Here is a 20027-nt window from a genome sequence, read left to right on the forward strand (position 1 = left end):
ATGATGTCAGTCGGCCGGGTGGAGGACGCGGTGGAGGAAGCTGCGCGCCCGCTCGGTCTTCGGGTCGGTGAGGACCTCCGCGGGCGGCCCCTGCTCGACGATGACGCCGCCGTCGAGGAACAGGACCCGGTCGGCGACCTCGCGCGCGAAGCCCATCTCGTGGGTGACCACGAGCATCGTCATGCCCTCGGCCGCGAGCCCCTTCATGACGGCGAGGACCTCGCCGACGATCTCGGGGTCCAGGGCGCTGGTCGGCTCGTCGAACAGCATGAGCCGGGGCTTGACGGCCAGCGCGCGGGCGATGGCCACGCGCTGCTGCTGCCCGCCGGAGAGCTGCCCGGGCTTGGCCTTCTCCTTGCCTTCGATGCCGACCTCGGCGAGCAACCGCCGCGCCGTCTCGACGGCCTCGGCCTTGGGGGTCTTGCAGACCCGCCGCTGGGGCACGACGAGGTTGTCGAGGATCGTCATGTGGCTGAACAGGTTGAAGTGCTGGAACACCATGCCGATGTCGCGGCGGGCGAGGTCCAGGTCGGCGTCGGGGCCGGTCATGTCGTGCCCGGCGGCCTCGATGGTGCCCTCGGTGGGCTCCTCCAGGAGGTTGACGCAGCGCAGCAGTGTGGACTTGCCGGACCCGGAGGGCCCGATGAGGCACACGACCTCGCCTTCGGCGATCTCCAGGTCGATGCCGCGCAGGACCTCGTTGTCGCCGAAGCGCTTGCGCAGTCCTTCGATCTTCACGATGGGCGCGTTCACCGGTGGTCCTCCCGGTTCTCAAGGCGCCGGGCCAGGAGGCCCAGCGGGATCGTCAGCAGGAGGTAGAGCAGGCCGCCGACGAGTAGCGGGGTGGCGTTCGCGGTGTCGGTGAGCTCGTTGCGGGCGAACTTCGAGAGCTCCATGGTGGCGGTGGTGACGCCGAGGACGAACACGAGCGAGGAGTCCTTGGTGAGCATCACGAGCTCGTTCGTCAAGGGCGGCACGACGATCCGCAGCGCCTGCGGGAGCACGACGGTGACCATGGTGCGGGTGCGGCCCATCCCGAGGGACCTGGCGGCCTCCACCTGGCCCTTGGGGACGGCCTGGATGCCGGCGCGCACCGATTCGGCGATGTACGCCGAGGAGGTGAGGCCCAGGCCGATGGCGACCTGCCCGTAGACGCCGCCGGGGTACTGGATGCCCGGGAACGCCTGGGGGACGCCGAAGCCGACGAGGAACAGCACGAGGAGCGCGGGCAGGCCGCGGAAGACCTCGACGTACACGGTGGCGAACCAGCGGTAGGGCGCGAACTCGGAGACGCGCATGAGCGCGACGGGCACGCCGACGACCATGCCGAAGGCGAACGCGAGGACCGTGTACAGGATCGTGTTCCAGAACGAGGTCCACACGTCGGGGAACATGTCCGCGGCGATGTCGAGCTGGAAGAACGAGTCGGCGATGCGGCCCCAGTCCGCGGCGGCGGCGATCACCGCGACGACGGCGACGATGACGGCGTACTGGACGCCGCGCGCGAGGCGGCGCCGCTGCCGGGCCGTCATGCGGCTCCGGGCGGGCGCGGCGTCGGTGGTGGCGGCGTCCACTACTGGTCGAGGTCCCCGGTGTAGGGCTCGCCGATCCACTTCTCGTACAGCTCGGCGTAGGTGCCGTCCTCGAAGGCGGCGTCGAGCATGGCGTTCACCTCGTCGAGCAGCTCGGTGTCGTCCTTCTGGACGGCGAACCCGTAGTGCTCGGCGGTCTCGATGGTCTGGACCAGGGTCAGCCCGGACGCGGTCTCGATCATCTGCTGCCAGGTGGCGAGGTCGGCGATGGAGGCGCCCACGGTCCCGGCGGACAGCGCGGAGGCGATGTCGCCCATGGACTCGAAGGCCACGACCTCGTACCCGTACTGCTCGGCGTTGTCGTTCGCGTACGCCTCGCCGGTGGACCCGGACTGCACGGCGACCTGGACGCCCGAGAGGTCGTCGAGGGTCGCGACGGCGGACCCGTCGGGGACGACGAGCGCCTGGTCGGCCCGGTAGTACGCCTGGGACATGCCCATGGCGGCCTGCCGCTCCTCGGTGATCGAGAGCCCGGCCGCGGCGATGTCGCAGGTCCCGGCGTTGAGGGCCTCGCCGGAGCTGATCGAGTCGAAGCTGATCTCCACGACCTCGACGGTCTGGTCGAGGCGGTCGGCGAGCATGTTCATCAGGTCCATGTCGAACCCGACGTACTCGCCGTCCTCCTGGTACTCGAAGGGGACGAAGGGGACGTTCGTGCAGACGGTGAGGGTGGAGTCGTCGTCCGAACCGGACGAGCAAGCGGCTGCGGCGAGCCCGGTCCCGATCAGGGCCAGGGCTGCCGCGGCGCGGCGGGTGTGCGTGTTCACCTGAAGGCTCCTATGCGTTTGCGGATTCGCCGATCATTCCGGCCGGATGCACCCATACTCGTGCCACCTGGTCCGCAATGTGGCAGGTTTCGCAGTACGGGCGGCCGAATCAGCGTTGGCCCAACGTGTCGTCCCGCCATGAGAGAGTGGTCCGATGCTGATGCTCATCGACGCCGCGTCCCTCTGGTACCGCGCCTACTACGGACTCCCCTCCTCGATCAAGGCCCCCGACGGGCGCCGCTCGGGAGCGGTGCGGGGCTTCTTCGACGGCCTCGCGGTCCTGACCCGCCGCTTCTCCCCCACCGGCATGGTCTGCTGCCTCGAAGGCAACTGGCGCCCCGACTGGCGCCTTGAGCAGCTCCCGGGCTACAAGGCCGACCGCGCCACCGCCGACGGCGCCGAGGACACCCCCGAGGGCCTCGACGACCAGGTCGCCGCGATCGAAGCCCTCCTCCCGGCCCTGGGCATCGCCACCGCCACCCACCCGGACTACGAGGCCGACGACGTCATCGCCACCCTCGCCGCCCGCACCGCCGAACCGGTCCTCGTCGTCACCGGCGACCGCGACCTCTTCCAGCTCGTGGACGACGACCGCAACCGCCACGTCGTCTACCTCGCCAAGGGCATCTCCAAGGCCGAGCTCTTCGACGGCGAAGCGGTCGCCACCAAGTTCGGCGTCGCCCCCAGCCACTACGTCGACTTCGCGGTCCTCCGCGGCGACCCCTCGGACGGCCTCCCGGGCGTCAAGGGCATCGGCGCCAAGACCGCCGTCTCCCTCGTCAACACCTACGGCGGCATCTCCGGCATCCGCGCCGCGGCGGCGGACTCCGCCTCGGACCTCCCCGACCGCCAGCGCAAGTCCATCACCGAATCCGCCGACTACCTCGACCGCGCCGTGAAGGTCTCCTCAGTGGTCGCCGACGTCGACGTCCCGGTCATCGACGCGACGCTCCCGACCGCCCCCAAGAACCCGGTCGCCGTCGAAGCCCTGGCAACCGAATGGAACGTCACCTCGGCCCTGACCCGCTTCCAAGAAGCGATCACCCAAACCGAATCCTGACCGACGCCAACCCGAATCACTCTCGCGTCCACCCAACCCCGAGCCCGACTCGCATCGCCCGCCGAACCCCGCAGCGGCCGAGAACTGTCGGCCCCCGCGGGCACTATTGCAAGCGGGGGCGACACCGAACGCGAGCACCCCTCGCGCTCACTCCCAGACGGTGGCCGCCGCCTCGAACTCGGCGCGGTCGGAGTGCATCGGGATCACGCACACCACGTGCCCGCCGGGTACGCGGAGCGTCCGGCAGTCGAGCCAGCGCGACAGCTCGACCGCGCCGAGCGCCTTGAGCCGCTCGGTCTCCGCGTCGAGGTCGTCGGTCTCGATGTCCACATGCACCCGCGCCTCGCCCTCGTCCAGGCGCTGCACCGCGGTGACGAGCCCGGGCAGCACGCCCGGCAGGCTCGTGAACTGCGGCTCGCCCTCAACGGACCGGGCCTCGGTCCCGAGCGCGGAGGCCCAGAACGCGGCCGCCGCGTCCGGCTCGGGGGTGTCGAACAGGATCGTCGAGAGGCGGCTGCGGTGCATGCCGGGCCCTTCCTTCTATACGTCGGCGACCACGCCGCGGCGGATCTCGTCCACCGCTTCGAAGGCCGCGTCGGCGAGCTTGTTCGAGGACTCCGTGCCGATGAACCGCGCCGCGGTCCCCATCTGGTGCAGCAGGTCGGCGGTGCGGCGGGCCCAGCGCACGAAGTCGCCGCCGGGCATCGGCCACGGGCCGTCGGCCGCGGCGAGCGCCTTCGACAGCTCCTCACCGCTGGTCCACCGGTAGATCGGCCACGCCAGGCCCAGCTGCGGCCGCGAGATCAGCGACAGGCCGCGCTGGTTCTCGGTGCGGCGGATGGCCTCCCAGCGGCGCACGGTCTTCGCGACGTGCTCGGTGATCTGCCCCGGCACGGCCACGAAGAACTCGTCCTCCTCGAACCGCGACTCGTAGATCACCGTCGAGGCGATCGCGGCCAGCGCCGCGGGCTGGAGCCCCTCCCAGATCCCGTCGCGCAGGCATTGCGCCACGAGCAGGTCGGTCTCCACGAACAGGTTGCGCAGCAGCCGCCCCGAATCGGTGACGGTCTCGCCTTCGAGGTACCCGAACTCGGTGAGCACCTCGCGCACGGCCGTGAACTGCCGCGCCAGCGAGTGCTCGCGCCGCTCGGAGCGGTGCCGCAGCGCTTCTTCCTCGCGCTTGAGCCGCGACCAGCGGGACGCGTGCACGGTGTGCTGCCCGGCGTCGGGGCAGGTGCGGCATGGGTGGTCCTTGACCTCCTCGCGCAGGCGCGCGATCTCGGGGGTCTCGGCGGCCCCGCCGCGGCGCGTCGGCCGCGAACGGTCCCTTGTGGCCTCGCGCAGGCTCGCCGCGAGGTCGTTGCGGGACCGGGGGTCCCGGCGGTCGAAGCGCTTGTCGACGCGGAGCTTCGTGACGACTTCGAGGCCGCCGTCGAACGCGGAGGTCTCCAGCGTCCCGGCCCACCCGTCGGAGGTGAGCACCGCCCACCGCGGGTCGTGGTGGCGCGAGCCGCCGGTGGGCCGCAGGAACACCGCCCAGCCGACGCGCTTGCCGCGGGAGATCCACACGACGTCGCCGGCGCGCAGCTCCTCCAGGCGGGTGCGGGCCTCGTCGCGCAGGGCGCCCTTGCGGCGCTTCTGGTTCGCGCGCTCGGCCTGCGAGAGCTCGTGCGTCAGTTCGTAGTACGCGAGGAAGTCGCCCTTGTGGCACTCGGCGCCCTTCGCGGCCTCGGCGGCGCGGCGCCCCAGCGAGCGTGCCTGCTCGGCGATGTGGACGGCCTCGGAGTCCGATTGGAACTGCGCGAACGAGGACGCGAGGACCTCTTGCGCGCGTTCGACCCCGGCGGCGCCGATGAGGTTCACGGCCATGTTGTAGGAGGGCGCGAACGAGGAGTTCAGCGGATAGGTGCGCTTGGACGCAAGGCCCGCGAGCTCCTTGGGGCGCACGTCCTCGGCCCACACGGTGACCGCGTGCCCCTCGACGTCGATGCCGCGGCGCCCGGCGCGCCCGGTGAGCTGCGTGTACTGGCCGGGCGTGAGCATCACGTGGTCGGAGCCGTCGTACTTGATGAGCCGCTCCAGGACCACCGACCTGGCGGGCATGTTGATGCCCAGCGCGAGCGTCTCGGTGGCGAACACGGCCTTGAGCAGGCCGCGCTCGAACAGCTTCTCGACGACCTCTTTGAACACCGGCAGCAGCCCGGCGTGGTGGGCGGCGATCCCGGCCGCGAGGCCCGCGAGCCACCGGTCGAAGCCGACCGCATCGAGGTCGGCGGGGTCGATGTGGGCGACGGACGCGGTGGCGTAGTCGACGATCTCGTCGCGCTCGGCCCCGTCGGTGAGCCGCAGGCCCGCGCGCACGCACTCGTCGACGGCCGCGTCGCAGCCCGCCCGCGAGAAGATGAAGTAGATCGCGGGCAGCAGCGCGGCCTGGTCGAGCCGGGAGACGACGCGGCCGCGGTCCACATGGGGCCGTCCGCGGCGGCGCCCGCCGCCGGTGCGCTCCCCGCGCTCGCGCATCCGCGCGTCCTTCTTCAGCAGCTCCTTGGAGACGTAGTCGGCGCCGGGCTCGAACAGGTCGAGCAGCGCGCCGCCGATCATCATGTGCTGCCACAGCGGGACCGGCCGCGTCTCGGAGACCACGACCTCGGTGGAGCCGCGGACGCTCTTGAGCCAGTCGCCGAACTCCTCCGCATTGGAGACCGTCGCCGACAGCGAGACGACCCGGACCTCCTGCGGGAGTTCGATGATGATCTCCTCCCACACGGCGCCGCGGAACCGGTCGGCGAGGTAGTGGACCTCGTCCATGACCACGTACCGCAGCCCCTGGAGCGTCGAGGAGCCCGCGTAGATCATGTTCCGCAGGACCTCGGTCGTCATGACCACGATCGGGGCCTCGCCGTTGACGACCGTGTCGCCGGTCAGCAGCCCGACGTTCTCGGCGCCGTGCGCGTCGACCAGGTCGTTGAACTTCTGGTTCGACAGCGCCTTGATCGGGGTCGTGTAGAAGCACTTCGCGCCCTCGGCGAGCGCGAGGTGGACCGCGAACTCCCCCACGACGGTCTTCCCGGCGCCGGTGGGCGCACACACGAGGACGCCGTGCCCCGCTTCGAGGACGCGGCACGCCTCGACCTGGAAGTCGTCGAGTGCAAAGGAGTAGTCCCCCGCGAATGCCGCCAGCTGGGGCCACTGCCGACGCGCTTGAGCAGCAGCGTGGCGTTCGGCCGGGGAGCGGTCGTCGGCGTAAGGCACGTCGGCGTTAACCATGGCCTCAACACTAGTCTGCCGCCCCGACAAGAGCATCCCGGTAACGCGCCCTGTCCACCCGGCTGTGACGACGCCTACACGGCCGGGTATCGTCCCGGATGTGCACCGTGATTCCTCACCAGGAGACGACGATGCGGGACGCGGAGGGGTCGACGCGGTCCTGTTCGACTTCCACGGCACCTTGGCGCAGCTCGAACCCCTGACCAGGTCGGTCGCGCTGGCCGCGGACGCCTGCGGGAAGCAGCTCTCACCGCTCGCGGTGACGGCGCTGGCCGACGCCATCGGCGCGCAGGGCTGGCTCGGTTCGGGCATGGAGCCGCGGGTGCGGCCGCACTTCGCCGAGGCGTGGTCGGAGCGCGACCTCGACGAGGACGCCCACCGCGAGGCGTTCACCGCGCTCGCCGCGCAGGCCCACGGCGTGTTCGACGGCCTCGCGGAGGCCCTCTACGACCGGCTCGCCTCCCCCGAGGGGTGGGTGGCGTTCGCCGACACGTTCGCGACCCTGGTGTCGCTCAAGGCCCAGGGCTACCCGATCGCGCTGGTGTCCAACATCGGCTTCGACGCGCGCCCGATCCTGCGGCGCCTCGGCATCGACCGGTTCATCGACGCGTGGGTGCTGTCCTACGAGGTCGGCTACTGCAAGCCGGACGAGAAGATCTTCTACTCCGCGTGCCATGCGCTGGACGTCGAGCCGGGCCGGGTGCTCATGGTCGGCGACACGATGGCCGACGCGGGCGCGGCCCGGGTCGGGGCGCGCTGCTACCTGCTGCCGCACGCGGAGGCGGGCCGCACGGTCGGCCTGGACGCGGTGCTGCGCCTCGTGCGCGCGGGCTGCTAAGGGCCCTCAGGAACGACGGAAGGGCCCCGGGGGAAACCCCGGGGCCCTTCTCTACGCTCGTTCTACCTGCGTCCCAACCGGACTCAGGTGATGTCGTCGTAGCCGTCGACGCGCCGTCCGAAGCGGTTGCGGCGCTCGTTGTCGGCCGGGTAGTCCTCGTCGTCCAGACCGCCCGCGTGGATCGAGGTCGCATCGTCGACGCCGCCCGAGGAGCCGATGTCGCCGGCCTCGTCGTCGTCGAGCTCCTCGTCCTCGGTGATGCCCTTGCGCTTGTCGTTGAGGTGCGCGACGAACAGGGCGATCCCGTAGAGGAAGAGCATGCAGATCGCCAGCGCGGTCATGCCGAACGGGTCTGGCGTGGGCGTGAAGATCGCGGTGAAGATGAAGCTCACCACGACCACGATGCGCCACCAACCGCGCATCCGCTTCGCCGACACCAGGCCCATCACGTTGAGCATCAACAGGATCAGCGGGAACTCGAAGCCGACCCCGAAGACCACCATCACCGTGAGGTAGAAGTTGATGTACTCCTCTAGGTTCAGCGCGATCGTGAACCCGGTGCCCTCTTGGAGCACCATGATGAACTGGATGCCGTGGCTGACCACGAAGTAGGCGAGGAGCGCGCCGCCGAGGAACAGCGGCGCCGCGACACCGATGAAGGTGTACGCGTACCGGCGCTCGTTGCGGTGCAGTCCGGGGGCGATGAACGCCCAGAGCTGGTAGAGCCAGATCGGGGAGGTCGCCACCAGGCCCATGTACAGGGACACCTTGAGGTACAGGGCGATGTGGGAGACCGGCGAGTTCAGCGTGAAGTTGCAGAGCACTTCCTCGCCGGACTCGACGTTCGCGCCCGAGGTGTTGCAGTACGGCTGGGCGAGGAACTCGATGGCGTGCTTCGAGAAGATCAGGCCCAGCGCAGTGCCGACCAGGATGACCAGGACCGCGATCATCAGGCGCGACCGCAGGTCCATCAGGTGCTCCATGAGGGTCATGGAGCCGTCGGCGGCGCGCTGGAACTTGGTCTGGCGTCTGCCTCTGCGCCGCGGCGGGTCGTCCGTCATGTTCGTAACGGCCGTTCCCGGGCTAGCGCGTCTGCTTGCGGTCGACCGACTCGCCGTCGATCACGGTCTCGTTGACCGGCTGCGGCGGCTCCAGCGGCTCACGCGTGTGCTTGGGCTCGGCGCGGGTGTCGCCGTCCTCTTCCGGGTTGTTCCCGTCCTTCTTCATGGCCTCGGTCTCGGACTTGAGGATGCGCATGGAGCGACCCAGACCGCGGGCCATGTCCGGGAGCTTCCGGGAGCCGAACACCAGCAGGATGACAACGACGAGAATGATGATGTGCCAGGGCTTCAGTGCACCCATTGTTCGGTCCCTCCGGATATATGTCGGTGACGTTTACCATCGTATGCCTCGGTGGAGGCTGCCGCCACGGAGCCTGAGACCGGGTTCACCCCGTGGTCACCGTTGGTAGGCGCGGCTACGACATCGTCGAGCCGGACAAGCATGACCGACGTTTGACACTTCCGTCAACACTGGGGCCTTCGGGATCGCTGATCTTTATCAGAATGTGGCGAGTGCGACCGGGCCGTGTCATTTCTCGGGCAGCGCGGCGGTCGTGCGCTGCACTTCCGCCATGGTCTCGTTCAAGCGTTCTTGCAGGTCCTGTACCTGGCCGGCGCGTTCTTGAGCGCGGTCGAGGCCGGATTTGAGTCGGTTGAGGCCGCCGAGGAGGCGCCACGCCGCGACGGCGAGGAGCACGAGTCCGGCGAGTGCCAGCACGACCGATATCGCCCAGATCATCGGGACATTCTAAGCCGACGCGGGCCCGGCTCAGGCGGCCGGGGCGTAGCGGGCCAGCGCGAAGGCCGCGGTCTGGCGGACCGCGTCGCGCAGCTCGGCGGGGGCGACCACTTCCGCCTCGCCGCCGAGGCCGAGGACGAAGCGGCGGGCCCAGTCGAGGTCGCGCACGCGCATGACGACGCGGCGGCGCCCGTCGGGCTCCCCGGCGACCTCCTCGCACGGGTAGGAGTCGGAGACGCCCTTCGCACCGGCCCCGAGCAGCAGTTCGATGCGCGGCAGCTCGGAGGCGAGGAACGCGGTGGGCGCGGGCTGGTTGGTCAGGCGCAGCGGCTCCGAGGGCTCGTCGAGCTCGGTGCACGCGTCGATCCGGTCGATGCGGAACTGGCGGATCTCCCCCGCGGTGCGGCACCAGGCCCGCAGGTAGGCGTGGCCTTCGGCGACGACGATCTCGATCGGGTCGACGACGCGCTCGGAGGTGGTGTCGCGGTGCGCGGAGTAGTAGGTGATGCGCGCGGCGTGCCCGGAGGCGACGAGCGCGGCGTACTTCTCGGCGGTCGGGTCGGTGACGGTGTCGCGGACGGTGACGTCGGCCGGCGCCTCCCCCGCGGCGGCGGCGAGCTTGTCGAGCGCGGAGGCGATGGCGGCGCGGTCGCCCACGCCGGGCGTGTCGGCCAGGACCCGCAGAGCCACGGACAGCGCGAGGGCCTCGTGGGCGGCGAGGCGCACGGGCCGGTCCATCCCGGCCGCGAACAGGACCCTGACGGCGTCGGCGTCGAACGCGATGTCGATGAGGTCGCCGGGGCCGTACCCGGGCAGGCCGCACATCCACAGCATCGTCAGGTCGGCCTGGACCTGCTCGACGTCCACGCCGAAGTCCGCGGCGATCTCGGACATCGGCACCCCTTCGGGGCGCGACACCAGGTACGGGACGAGGTTGAGCAGCCGGGCCAGGCGGTTGGTCACCATCATTCGTCCCCTTCCTCTGCCGCGAGCGCCTGAAGGCACGCGACGGTCTCCTTGACCAGTTCGGGCGGGTCGACCACGAGCACGTCGGGGCCGAACGACGCCAGCCACGCGGCGGTCGGCGCGGTCTCGGTGTACGAGAAGCACACCTGGTCGCCCTCGGCGGTGCGCGGCCCGATCTGGTCGGCGCGGCGGCGCACGCCCCACGCCCGCTTGGGCCGGACCATGACCGTGGCGCGGACCGGCATGAGCCGCGACTCGGACTCGGAGGCGAACGCGAGCACGTCGACATCTTCGGGGATCGCGTACGCGCCCTCGGGTCCGGTGAGCCGGACCTTCCCGCTGATGCGCGAGAGCCGGAAGCACCGCTGCGCGTCCCGGTCGAGGTCGAGCCCGGCGACGTACCAGCGCCCGCGCCAGGCCGCGCAGCCCCAGGGCTGGATGCGGCGCTGCTGCGCGGACCCGTCGCGCGAGCCGAGGTAGTCGAAGACGACGGCGCGGCGCACGGCGATGGCCTCGAAGAACGGCGACAGCGCCGCCTCGGCGCCGGGCAGGGACTTGACGGTGGCGGTCGCGGCGTGCGACTCCACGTCGATCCCGGCGGCGCGGAGCTTCAGGAGGGCCTCGGCGCTCCCGGACTGGAGCTCGGGCTGCTGCCACAGGCGCGCGGCGGCCGCGACGGCGGCGGCCTCGGCGTCGGTGAACTCGATCTGCGGCAGCTCGAAGTCCGAGCGCGCGATCCGGTAGCCGGGCTCGCCGTCGGCGAGGAAGTCGTTGCCGGACTGGAGGGGGATGCCGATGCGGCGCAGCTCGGCCTTGTCGCGCTCGAACTTGCGCTGGAACGCCTCGTGCGCCTTCTTGTCCTCGGAGTCGTGCTCGTATCCGGGCACGGTCCGGGCGATCCTGCCGGCGGTCTGGAAGCGTCGCGAGGACAGCAGGCAGAGCACCAGGTTCACCAGTCGTTCAGTGCGATCGTTGGACACCCGCCCAGCCTATGCCAGCGCCCTTCCGGGCCGCCATCACGCCCGGCCCTGCGGGGCCGCAGCGCACGGGCCCTTGGGCTCCGCGCCTCCTTTGCCTGTGCCTCCTTGATAGTGTCCGGGCGTGATCAGATGGCGATACGGGACCGTCACCGGCGTGCGCGGCGGCTGGCGCGGCTGCACCGAGCTGGAGGTCGACGTCGAGGCCCGCGAGGGCGAGGACGCGTTCTCGTGCCGGGGCCTGGCCTACGACGGCCTCGTCGGCGTCCCCGAGGTCGGCGACCGGGTCCTCCTCAACTGCAACGCCATCGCCAAGGGCCTCGGCACCGGCGGGTACGCGCTGGTCATCGCCGTCCCCGAGCGGCTCCCCGCGGACGTGGACGTCCCCGGCCACATCGTCAAGGCCCGCTACACGCCCATGCAGGCGATGCGCCTGGCGGTGGACGAGGACGACTCGCCGCACCGCGCTGCGGTGGAGGCGTGCGACGACCTCGGCGGCATGCCGGTGGTCGTCGCGGACCTGCACTCGGCGCTGGCGCCGGTCCTCGCGGGCATCCACGCGACCGCGCCCGGCGCGAAGGTCGCCTATGTGATGACCGACGGCGGGGCGCTCCCGGCGTGGTTCTCGCGCCAGCTCGACCAGCTCTCGGACCGGATCTGCACGGTCGTGACCGCGGGCCAGTGCTTCGGCGGCGACCTTGAGGCCACGAACATCCACAACGCGCTCATCGCGGCCCGCGTGGTCGGCGGCGCCGACATCGCGATCGTCGCCCAGGGCCCGGGGAACCTCGGCACGGGCACGGTCTGGGGCTTCTCCGGCACCGCGGCGGGCGAGGCCGTGAACGCGGCGGCAGTCCTCGGCGGGCGGCCGGTCGCGTCGCTGCGGATCTCCGAGGGCGACGCCCGCGAGCGCCACCGCGGCGTCTCGCACCACTCGATGACCGCCTACGGGCGGGTCGCCCTGGCATCGGCGGACGTCCCGGTCCCCGACGAGCTCCCCGCGGACCTCGAACCGAAGATCCGCGCCCAGCTCGCCGCGCTCCCCGAGCGCCACCGCCAGATCGAGATCGACTGCTCCGGCCTCGTCGAGGCCATGGAGTCCCTCCCGGTCAAGCTCTCCACGATGGGCCGCGGCCTCGACAAGGACCGCGTCTACTTCGTCGCAGAAGCCGCCGCAGGCCGCCACGCGGCCCACCTCGCCAAGCGCCGCGACTGACTTCAGCTCCCCTTCAGGAACCCCGGACTATCTTCGAAGCCGGGGGGCGCTGGCGCCCGCCAGCGATGCGGCGTGCCCGCTAAAGCACGAACAGCACGAGGATCCAGATGCCGACGACGCCGGCCAGCGCGAGGGACAGGACCCAGGTCGGGACCGTGTAGTCGCCGCGGCGGTTGCGGGCGATCTCCTCGCGGATGCGGGTGGTGCGCCGCTCGTAGGCGGCCATCGGGTCGAGCGAGGAGAGCAGGCCGGACCGGCCGGCCTGCTCGCGCTCGTCGGGCCGCCGCTCGGCGGCCGTGTCGGTCTCAGGGGTCTCGGAGGACATGCCCCATGCTCACATGCTGGCGATGAGCTTGTCCACGCGCTCGTCCCGCGAGCGGAACGGGTCCTTGCACAGGACGGTGCGCTGCGCCTGGTCGTTGAGCTTCAGGTGGACCCAATCGACGGTGAAGTCGCGGCGCTTCTCCTGCGCCTTGCGGATGAACTCGCCGCGCAGGCGTGCACGCGTGGTCTGCGGCGGCACCTCCTTGGCCTCGAACACCTCGACGTCCTGGGTGATCCGCTCGGCCTCGCCGCGCTTCTCCATCAGGTGGTGCAGGCCGCGCCCGCGCCGGATGTCGTGGTACGCGAGGTCGAGCTGGGCGACGCGCGGGCTCGACAGCGGCAGGCCGCGCTTCTCGCGGTACCGCTCGATGAGCTTGTACTTGGCGACCCAGTCGATCTCGCGCGAGATCGTGTCGAGGTTGCCGTCCTCGACGGCCTGGAGGACGCGGCCCCACAGCTCGATGACGCGCTTGGTCGTCGCGTCCGCGCCGCGCTGGTCGACGAAGTCCATGGCCTTCTCAAGGTACTCGCGCTGGATGTCCAGTGCGGACGCCTCGCGGCCGCTCGCCAAGCGCACCAGGCGCTTCCCGGTCGTGTCGTGGCTGATCTCGCGGATGGCCCGGATCGGGTTCTCCAAGGTGAGGTCGCGCATCGTCACGCCGGTCTCGATCATCCGCAGCACCAGGTCGGCGGAGCCGATCTTGAGCAGCGTGGTGATCTCGTTGATGTTGGAGTCGCCGACGATGACGTGGAGGCGGCGGTACCGCTCGGCGTCGGCGTGCGGCTCGTCGCGGGTGTTGATGATCGGACGGGAGCGGGTCGTCGCGGAGGAGACGCCCTCCCAGATGTGCTCGGCGCGCTGCGACAGGCAGAAGCGCGCGCCGCGCGGGGTCTGGAGGACCTTGCCCGCGCCGCAGATGAGCTGGCGGGTGACGAGGAACGGGATGAGGACCTCGGCGAGGCGCCCGAACTCGCCGTGGCGGCTGACGAGGTAGTTCTCGTGGCAGCCGTAGGAGTTCCCGGCGGAGTCGGTGTTGTTCTTGAACAGGTAGATGTCCCCGGCGATGCCCTCGTCGTGGAGGCGCTTCTCCGCGTCGATCATCAGGCCCTCAAGAATCCGCTCGCCGGCCCGGTCGTGCTTGACCAGGTCCTCGACGGAGTCGCACTCGGGGGTGGCGTACTCGGGGTGGGAGCCCACGTCGAGGTAGAGGCGGGCGCCGTTGCGGAGGAACACGTTGGAGGAGCGGCCCCAGGAGACCACTCGCCTGAAGAGGTATCGGGCCACTTCGTCCGGAGACAGGCGGCGCTGTCCCCTGAAGGTGCAAGTGACCCCGTATTCGGTCTCCAGTCCGAAAATGCGCCTGTCCATGTCGAAACCCTACCCCGATTCTTATGAGGAGAACACCCCTCGCGGTCGAACGGTTTCGCTCCGCGACGGGCGTGTTGACGGTGTTGGCGGGGTCGCGGGGGCGCTGCCGCCCCCGCGACCGTCCACTTGCGTGCGGGAGTTTCGTTTTCCGTGAATGCGGCTCGGGCCGTTGCTATTCGCTCGGCTCGGGCCTCGCGCCCTTGTCGGGCGTGTCCGCGTCGGCCTCGGGCTCGTCGTCCCCGATGACCTCGTCGGGGTCGACCTCGTCCGGCTCCTCCTCGGCGCGCGGCATGAGCGCGTCGAGGGCGAGGCCCTCGATGCGCCGGAAGGCGCGGCCGGGGCGGGCGCGTTCGAGGACGGCCACTTCGAGGACGTCGGTCGTCAGCTCGCGGCGGGTGCCGTTGCCGCCGTCCGAGGAGAGCGCCCGCAGGGCCAGCGCGAACGCGTCGGCGAGCGGGGCGTCCGCGTCGTGGCCTTCGGAGAGGACCTCGACGAGCTGCTCGGCGGCGCCGCCCATGGCGAGGTAGCCGGGCTCGTCGTTGATCGAGCCGTCGAAGGTGAGCCGGTAGAGCTCGTCGGCCTCGGGTGCGGCCCCGACGCCGGCGACGCAGATCTCGACCTCGAAGGGCTTGGTCTGCTCCGAGAAGATCGCGCCGAGCGTCTGCGCGTAGGCCTTGGCGAGGCTGGCGGCGGTGACGTCGCGCCGGTCGTAGGAGTAGCCGCGCAGGTCGGCCATCCTCACCCCGGCGGTGCGGAGGTTCTCGAACTCGTTGTACTTGCCGACGGCGGCGAAGCCGATGCGGTCGTACAGCTCGTAGACCTTGTGGAGCGCCGAGGAGACGTTCTCGGCGACCAGGAGGACCCCGTCGGCGCACGAGAGGACCACGACGTTGCGGCCGCGGGAGATGTTCTTGCGGGCGAACTCGGCCCGGTCCCGCATGATCTGCTCGGGACTGGTGTAGAACTGCATGGCCATGGCAGGCTCCTCTCCTTATCCGTAGGGGTTCTCGGTGCGGGCCGCGATGACGGCGCGGGCGAGGTCGGCGACGACGGCGTCGTCGATGCGCTTGGAGCCCTCGGCGGTCGCGGTCATGACCACGGGGTAGAGGTCGCGGATCGGGTCGGGTCCGCCGGTGGCGGAGTCGTCGTCCGCGGCGTCGAAGAGCGCCTCGACGGCGGCCTTGACGGCGTCCTCGGTGCTGAGGCCGCGCCGGTAGCGCTTCTTCAGCGAGCCCTTGGCGAAGATCGAGCCGGAGCCGATCGAGTCGTAGTCGCGTTCGGCGTAGACGCCGCCGATGACGTCGAAGCTGTAGATCCTCCCGGCCTCGGCGACGGAGGCCGCGTCGTTGTCGAACCCTGCGAACAGGGGGACGACGGCGAGGCCCTGCATGGCCATGGCGAGGTTGCCGCGCAGCATGGAGGCGAGGCGGTTCGCCTTGCCGTTCAAGGTGAGCGGTGCGCCTTCGAGCTTCTCGTAGTGTTCGAGTTCGACCTGGTAGAGCTTGATGAGCTCGATGCCGAGCCCGGCCGTGCCGGCCATGCCGATGAGCGAGTAGCCGTCCGCGGGGAAGACCTTCTCGATGTCGCGGCTGGCGATGTAGTTGCCGGACGTGGCCCGCCGGTCGCCCGCCATGACGACGCCTTCGGCGGTCTTGAGCGCCACGATCGTGGTGGCGTGGGCGCTCATCTCGGCGAAGTCGCCGGGGGGCAGGGGCCTGCGCCCCGGCAGCATCTCCGGCGCCGTCTGCATGAGGAACTCCGAGAAGGAGGAGGTTCCAGCCGTCATATACGCGTTGGGCAGTTTGCCTGGGAATCCTTGACCTGTCACGACATGACCTCCCTGATTCTCTATTCTTTTCGACGCTCGGCCGAGATTCCGACTGAACGGTGCCAGGGTCCCGGTGCGCCTGTGCGTCACACCGAGCCCTGTCGCCCGCAGGTGCGGCTACTGGCCGCCCTTCTGCACGAACGAGCGCACGAACTCCTCGGAGTTGGTCTCCAGGACCTCGTCGATCTCGTCGAGCAGGTCGTCGACTTCTTCGGTGATCGCTTCGTGGCGTTCGGCGATCTCGGGGTCAACAGCGGCCTCGGTGGTCTCGGCGTCTGCTTCCTGCCGTGACCGCTGCGACTGCGACTGCCCGCCGGAGTCCTTCGCTGCCATAGCTGTTCCCTTCTACCTCGACGGTGCATAAACCGTACCGCGAGAGTACGACAGCACGCCAGATACGACGCTGTACCTCTCTGTAATATTCCCGCGGCCGCGCGGTGTCGGTTAGTCGGCGGTGATGACGTCGAGGAGGTCCTTCGCGGCCTCGCAGCGCTCGAACAGCTCTCCCACATGGGCTTTGGTGCCCTTCTCGGGCTCCATCATGGGCACTCGCACGAGCGAGTCGGCGCCGACGTCGAAGATGACGGAGTCCCACGAGGCGGCGACGACCTCGGAGGGGTACCGCGAGAGGCACCTGCCGCGGAAGAACGCGCGGGTGTCGGCCGGCGGCTCGGTCATCGCGTTGATGATCTCGGTGTCGGTGAGCAGGCGCTTCATCTTGCCGCGGGCCACCAGCCGGTGGTAGAGGCCCTTCTCGGGGCGCACGTCGTGGTACTGGAGGTCGATGGCGTGGAGCTTCGCGGCGCCCCAGTCGAGGTTCTCGCGCTCGCGGTAGCGGTCGAGCAGGGAGAGCTTCGCGGGCCAGTCGAGCATGTCGGCCAGCTCCATGGGGTCGCGGGCCAGCGCGTCGAGGACGTACGCCCACAGGTCGAGGACCTCGCGGGTGGCGGGGTCGGCGTCGGCGCCGCAGTACGCCTCGGCCTGCTCCAGGATGGACATCTGGAGTTCAATGGCGGTGAGCCGCTTGCCGTTGCGCAGCTCGATCTTGTGGGTGAGCGTGGGGTCGTGGGAGACCGCGCGGAGCTCGGCGACGGGCTCGGCGATGCCGAGGGAGCCGTCGAAGGCGCCGGACTCGATCATGGCGAGAACGATCGAGGCGGTGCCGACCTTGAGGAACGTGGAGTGCTCGGCGAGGTTGGCGTCGCCGATGATGACGTGGAGGCGGCGGTACCGCTCGGCGTCGGCATGCGGCTCGTCGCGGGTGTTGATGATGGGGCGCTTCAGGGTCGTCTCCAGGCCCACTTCGACCTCGAAGAAGTCGGCGCGCTGGGAGATCTGGTAGCGGTGCTCGGAGGCGTCCTGGCCGATGCCGATGCGCCCGGCGCCCGCGTAGATCTGGCGGGTGACCAGGAACGGGGTGAAGTGGGCGACGATGTCGGCGAAGGGGGTCTGGCGCGACATGAGGTAGTTCTCGTGCGCGCCGTAGGAGGCGCCCTTGTTGTCGGTGTTGTTCTTGTACAGGTTGATCGGGCCGATGCCGGGCGTGTGGGCGGCCCGGAGGGCGGCCTCGGCCATGGTCATCTCGCCGGCCTTGTCGAACAGCACGATCTCGCGGGGGTTGGTGACCTCGGGCGTGGAGTACTCGGGGTGCGCGTGGTCGACGTAGAGGCGGGCGCCGTTGGTGAGGATGACGTTGGCGAGCCCGGAGTCCTCGTCGGCGAGGTTCTCGGCGGGGTCGTAGAGGGCCCCGGTGTACGTGAAGCCGCGGGCGTCGCGCAGAGGGGTCTCCTCCTCGTAGTCCCACCTGGCGCGGCCGCCCTTGGACAGTTCGGGGCGGGCGGCGTAGGCGTTGACGATCTGCGAGGAGGTCACCATCGGGTTGGCCCCCGGCTGGCCCGGCACGGAGATCCCGTATTCGATCTCGGTGCCCATGATGCGGCGAACGGTCATGCCTTCGAGCCTAGTCCGTCCGGGGCCGTTCGCGCCCCCTCGGAGTGCGGTCGACTGGATTTCCGCGGACTCGATGCGCACGTTGTTCAATGGCTGCGGCTTCATGGGCGCCGGTTACCCCGATGCGGGCGTGCGACACGCCGAGCGCAGGAGGGATCGGCCGGCGGACGAATCCGCCGACCGATCCCTCCTGATCAGCTATTAGAGGTACTGACCGGTGTTCGACACGGTGTCGATGCTGCGGCCGGAGTCCGCGCCCTTGCCGGAGACGAGCGTGCGGATGTAGACGATCCGCTCGCCCTTCTTGCCGGAGATGCGGGCCCAGTCGTCCGGGTTGGTGGTGTTCGGCAGGTCCTCGTTCTCGCGGAACTCGTCGACTGTGGAGTCGATGAGGTGCGTGAGGCGGATGCCCCTGGACTGGTTGGTGAGGAAGTCCTTGATGGCCATCTTCTTGGCGCGGGCCACGATGTTCTCGATCATGGCGCCGGAGTTGAAGTCCTTGAAGTACAGGACCTCCTTGTCGCCGTCGGCGTAGGTCACTTCGAGGAAGCGGTTCTCGTCGACCTCGGAGTACATGCGCTCGACGACCGCCTGGATCATCGAGTTGACGGTGGCGTCGCGGTCCTTGTCGTGCTCGCGCAGGTCGTCGTCGTGCAGCGGCAGGGACGTGGTGATGTACTTCGAGAAGATGTCCTTCGCGGACTCGGCGTCGGGCCGCTCGATCTTGATCTTGACGTCCAGGCGGCCGGGCCGCAGGATCGCCGGGTCGATCATGTCCTCGCGGTTGGAGGCGCCGATGACGATGACGTTCTCCAGGCCCTCGACGCCGTCGATCTCCGAGAGCAGCTGGGGGACGATCGTGTTCTCCACGTCGGAGGACACGCCCGAGCCGCGGGTGCGGAAGATCGAGTCCATCTCGTCGAAGAACACGATGACCGGCATGCCCTCGCTGGCCTTCTCGCGGGCCCGCTGGAAGACCAGGCGGATGTGCCGCTCGGTCTCGCCGACGTACTTGTTCAGCAGCTCGGGGCCCTTGATGTTGAGGAAGTAGGAGCGCCCGGAGGCTTCCTCTCCCCGCATCTCGGCGACCTTCTTCGCCAGCGAGTTGGCGACGGCCTTGGCGATGAGCGTCTTGCCGCAGCCGGGAGGGCCGTAGAGCAGGATGCCCTTCGGCGGGCGCAGCTCGTGCTCGCGGAAGAGGTCGGCGTGCAGGAACGGGAGCTCCACGGCGTCGCGGATCATCTCGATCTGCCCGTCGAGGCCGCCGATGTCGTAGTAGTCGACGTCGGGGACCTCTTCGAGGACGAGTTCTTCGACCTCGCTCTTCTGGATGCGCTCGTACGCGTAGCCCGCGCGCGGCTCGATCATCACGGAGTCGCCGGCGCGCAGCGGCCCGTTGATGAGCGCGTCGGAGAGCAGCACGACCCGCTCCTCGTCCGCGTGGCTGGTGACCAGGGCCCGGTCGGGCGGGCCGCCACCGGGGACCTCGATGAGCTCCTTGAGCGTGACCACTTCGCCGATGCGCTCGTAGTCGAGGACCTCGACCACGTTCATGGCGTCGTTGAGGAGGACCTCCTGGCCGCGCTCCAGCTCCTCGGGGTCGATCGAGGGGGCGAGCGACACCCGGAACTTGCGGCCGGAGGTGAAGACGTCTACGGTGCCGTCCTCGCGCGCGCCCAGGAACACGCCGTACCCCGACGGCGGCTGGGCGAGCCGGTCGATCTCCTCTTTCAGCGAGACGATCTGCTCGCGGGCCTCTTTCAAGGTCGACACGAGCCGCTCGTTCTGCTCCGACAGGCGGTCGATCTGGGATTGGGCGGCGGCGAGCCGCTCCTCCAGGATGTGCATGTGTCGGGGCGTTTCGGTGAGACGGCGCCGCGCCGCGGCCAGTTCTTCCTGGAGCTCTTCGACCTGTCCTGACAGTTCGTCGCGCTCTGAGCCCTGGCCCAGGTTCTGTCGACGGTCATCGTTGCTTCGTGCCACGGGTCACACCTCCCAGGAGAGTGTTGCTACTCCAACCGTAGCTGGCTGGGGAGGCCAATAGTAAGGCTCGCCACCGACATTGCGCTACAT

General features: G+C 70.0%; 20 protein-coding genes. 3 read left to right on the top strand and 17 right to left on the bottom strand.

Annotation, left to right across the window (positions count from 1 at the left end; all coding sequences use genetic code 11):
* Positions 1–6: 6 nt before the first annotated feature.
* The 3 genes from AB0A65_RS25025 to AB0A65_RS25035 are packed head-to-tail and all read right to left on the bottom strand — an operon-like array spanning position 7 to position 2359.
* Positions 7–753 (bottom strand): amino acid ABC transporter ATP-binding protein, encoded by a 747-nt coding sequence (locus AB0A65_RS25025; protein WP_359955015.1) that lies wholly within the window; start codon positions 751–753, stop codon positions 7–9.
* Positions 750–1532, bottom strand: coding sequence for an amino acid ABC transporter permease (locus AB0A65_RS25030; protein WP_359955114.1), 783 nt, complete (start codon positions 1530–1532; stop codon positions 750–752). The genes AB0A65_RS25025 and AB0A65_RS25030 overlap by 4 nt, the downstream gene beginning before the upstream one ends.
* A gap of 41 nt (positions 1533–1573) precedes the next feature.
* Complete coding sequence (locus AB0A65_RS25035; protein WP_359955018.1) at positions 1574–2359, bottom strand: transporter substrate-binding domain-containing protein; 786 nt, start codon at positions 2357–2359, stop codon at positions 1574–1576.
* A 154-nt stretch (positions 2360–2513) separates the two neighbouring features.
* Here AB0A65_RS25035 and AB0A65_RS25040 point away from each other — a divergent pair, with 154 nt between their 5' ends.
* Positions 2514–3419: a 5'-3' exonuclease gene (locus AB0A65_RS25040; protein WP_359955021.1), complete on the top strand. Its 906-nt coding sequence runs from the start codon at positions 2514–2516 to the stop codon at positions 3417–3419.
* 147 nt (positions 3420–3566) lie between these two features.
* On the opposite strand, the gene AB0A65_RS25045 is transcribed toward AB0A65_RS25040, so the two are convergent.
* Positions 3567–3944, bottom strand: a complete 378-nt coding sequence (locus AB0A65_RS25045) for a VOC family protein (protein ID WP_359955024.1) — start codon at positions 3942–3944, stop codon at positions 3567–3569.
* A 15-nt stretch (positions 3945–3959) separates the two neighbouring features.
* Positions 3960–6686, bottom strand: a complete 2727-nt coding sequence (locus AB0A65_RS25050; protein ID WP_359955027.1) for a DEAD/DEAH box helicase — start codon at positions 6684–6686, stop codon at positions 3960–3962.
* A gap of 100 nt (positions 6687–6786) precedes the next feature.
* Here AB0A65_RS25050 and AB0A65_RS25055 point away from each other — a divergent pair, with 100 nt between their 5' ends.
* Positions 6787–7524: an HAD family hydrolase gene (locus AB0A65_RS25055; protein ID WP_359955029.1), complete on the top strand. Its 738-nt coding sequence runs from the start codon at positions 6787–6789 to the stop codon at positions 7522–7524.
* Positions 7525–7607: 83 nt separating this feature from the next.
* On the opposite strand, the gene tatC is transcribed toward AB0A65_RS25055, so the two are convergent.
* The 5 genes from tatC to AB0A65_RS25080 form a co-directional block, all read right to left on the bottom strand.
* On the bottom strand, positions 7608–8585 hold the full coding sequence (tatC, locus tag AB0A65_RS25060) for a twin-arginine translocase subunit TatC (RefSeq protein WP_359955033.1): 978 nt from the start codon (positions 8583–8585) through the stop codon (positions 7608–7610).
* Between the two features lie 22 nt (positions 8586–8607).
* Positions 8608–8886, bottom strand: a complete 279-nt coding sequence (gene tatA / locus AB0A65_RS25065) for a Sec-independent protein translocase subunit TatA (RefSeq protein WP_359955035.1) — start codon at positions 8884–8886, stop codon at positions 8608–8610.
* Between the two features lie 228 nt (positions 8887–9114).
* A complete protein-coding gene (locus AB0A65_RS25070) occupies positions 9115–9324 on the bottom strand; it encodes a hypothetical protein (protein ID WP_359955038.1) in 210 nt (69 codons plus the stop codon).
* 30 nt (positions 9325–9354) lie between these two features.
* A complete protein-coding gene (locus AB0A65_RS25075) occupies positions 9355–10293 on the bottom strand; it encodes a WYL domain-containing protein (protein ID WP_359955041.1) in 939 nt (312 codons plus the stop codon).
* Positions 10290–11270, bottom strand: a complete 981-nt coding sequence (locus AB0A65_RS25080; RefSeq protein WP_359955044.1) for a WYL domain-containing protein — start codon at positions 11268–11270, stop codon at positions 10290–10292. The genes AB0A65_RS25075 and AB0A65_RS25080 overlap by 4 nt, the downstream gene beginning before the upstream one ends.
* A gap of 121 nt (positions 11271–11391) precedes the next feature.
* Between AB0A65_RS25080 and AB0A65_RS25085 the strand changes: the two genes are divergently transcribed.
* Positions 11392–12483, top strand: a complete 1092-nt coding sequence (locus AB0A65_RS25085; RefSeq protein ID WP_359955047.1) for a DUF3866 family protein — start codon at positions 11392–11394, stop codon at positions 12481–12483.
* A 79-nt stretch (positions 12484–12562) separates the two neighbouring features.
* On the opposite strand, the gene AB0A65_RS25090 is transcribed toward AB0A65_RS25085, so the two are convergent.
* The 7 genes from AB0A65_RS25090 to arc all read right to left on the bottom strand — a co-directional run bounded on the left by AB0A65_RS25090 (position 12563) and on the right by arc (position 19937).
* A complete protein-coding gene (locus tag AB0A65_RS25090; RefSeq protein WP_359955119.1) occupies positions 12563–12808 on the bottom strand; it encodes a hypothetical protein in 246 nt (81 codons plus the stop codon).
* Between the two features lie 9 nt (positions 12809–12817).
* Positions 12818–14176: a Pup--protein ligase gene (pafA, locus tag AB0A65_RS25095; protein ID WP_359955050.1), complete on the bottom strand. Its 1359-nt coding sequence runs from the start codon at positions 14174–14176 to the stop codon at positions 12818–12820.
* A gap of 172 nt (positions 14177–14348) precedes the next feature.
* Positions 14349–15152 (bottom strand): proteasome subunit alpha, encoded by an 804-nt coding sequence (prcA, locus tag AB0A65_RS25100; protein WP_359955053.1) that lies wholly within the window; start codon positions 15150–15152, stop codon positions 14349–14351.
* Positions 15153–15167: 15 nt separating this feature from the next.
* Complete coding sequence (gene prcB / locus AB0A65_RS25105) at positions 15168–15962, bottom strand: proteasome subunit beta (protein WP_359955056.1); 795 nt, start codon at positions 15960–15962, stop codon at positions 15168–15170.
* Positions 15963–16121: 159 nt separating this feature from the next.
* A complete protein-coding gene (locus tag AB0A65_RS25110; RefSeq protein WP_091028433.1) occupies positions 16122–16337 on the bottom strand; it encodes a ubiquitin-like protein Pup in 216 nt (71 codons plus the stop codon).
* 111 nt (positions 16338–16448) lie between these two features.
* The gene (gene dop / locus AB0A65_RS25115) at positions 16449–17954 is read right to left on the bottom strand and encodes a depupylase/deamidase Dop (RefSeq protein ID WP_359955060.1); all 1506 of its coding nucleotides are present in this window, start codon (positions 17952–17954) and stop codon (positions 16449–16451) included.
* Positions 17955–18155: 201 nt separating this feature from the next.
* Entirely contained in the window at positions 18156–19937 is a 1782-nt protein-coding gene (gene arc, locus AB0A65_RS25120) for a proteasome ATPase (protein WP_359955063.1), read from the bottom strand.
* Positions 19938–20027: the final 90 nt, after the last annotated feature.

This window comes from Glycomyces sp. NPDC047010 (assembly GCF_040644205.1).
Lineage (GTDB): Bacteria > Actinomycetota > Actinomycetes > Mycobacteriales > Micromonosporaceae > Glycomyces.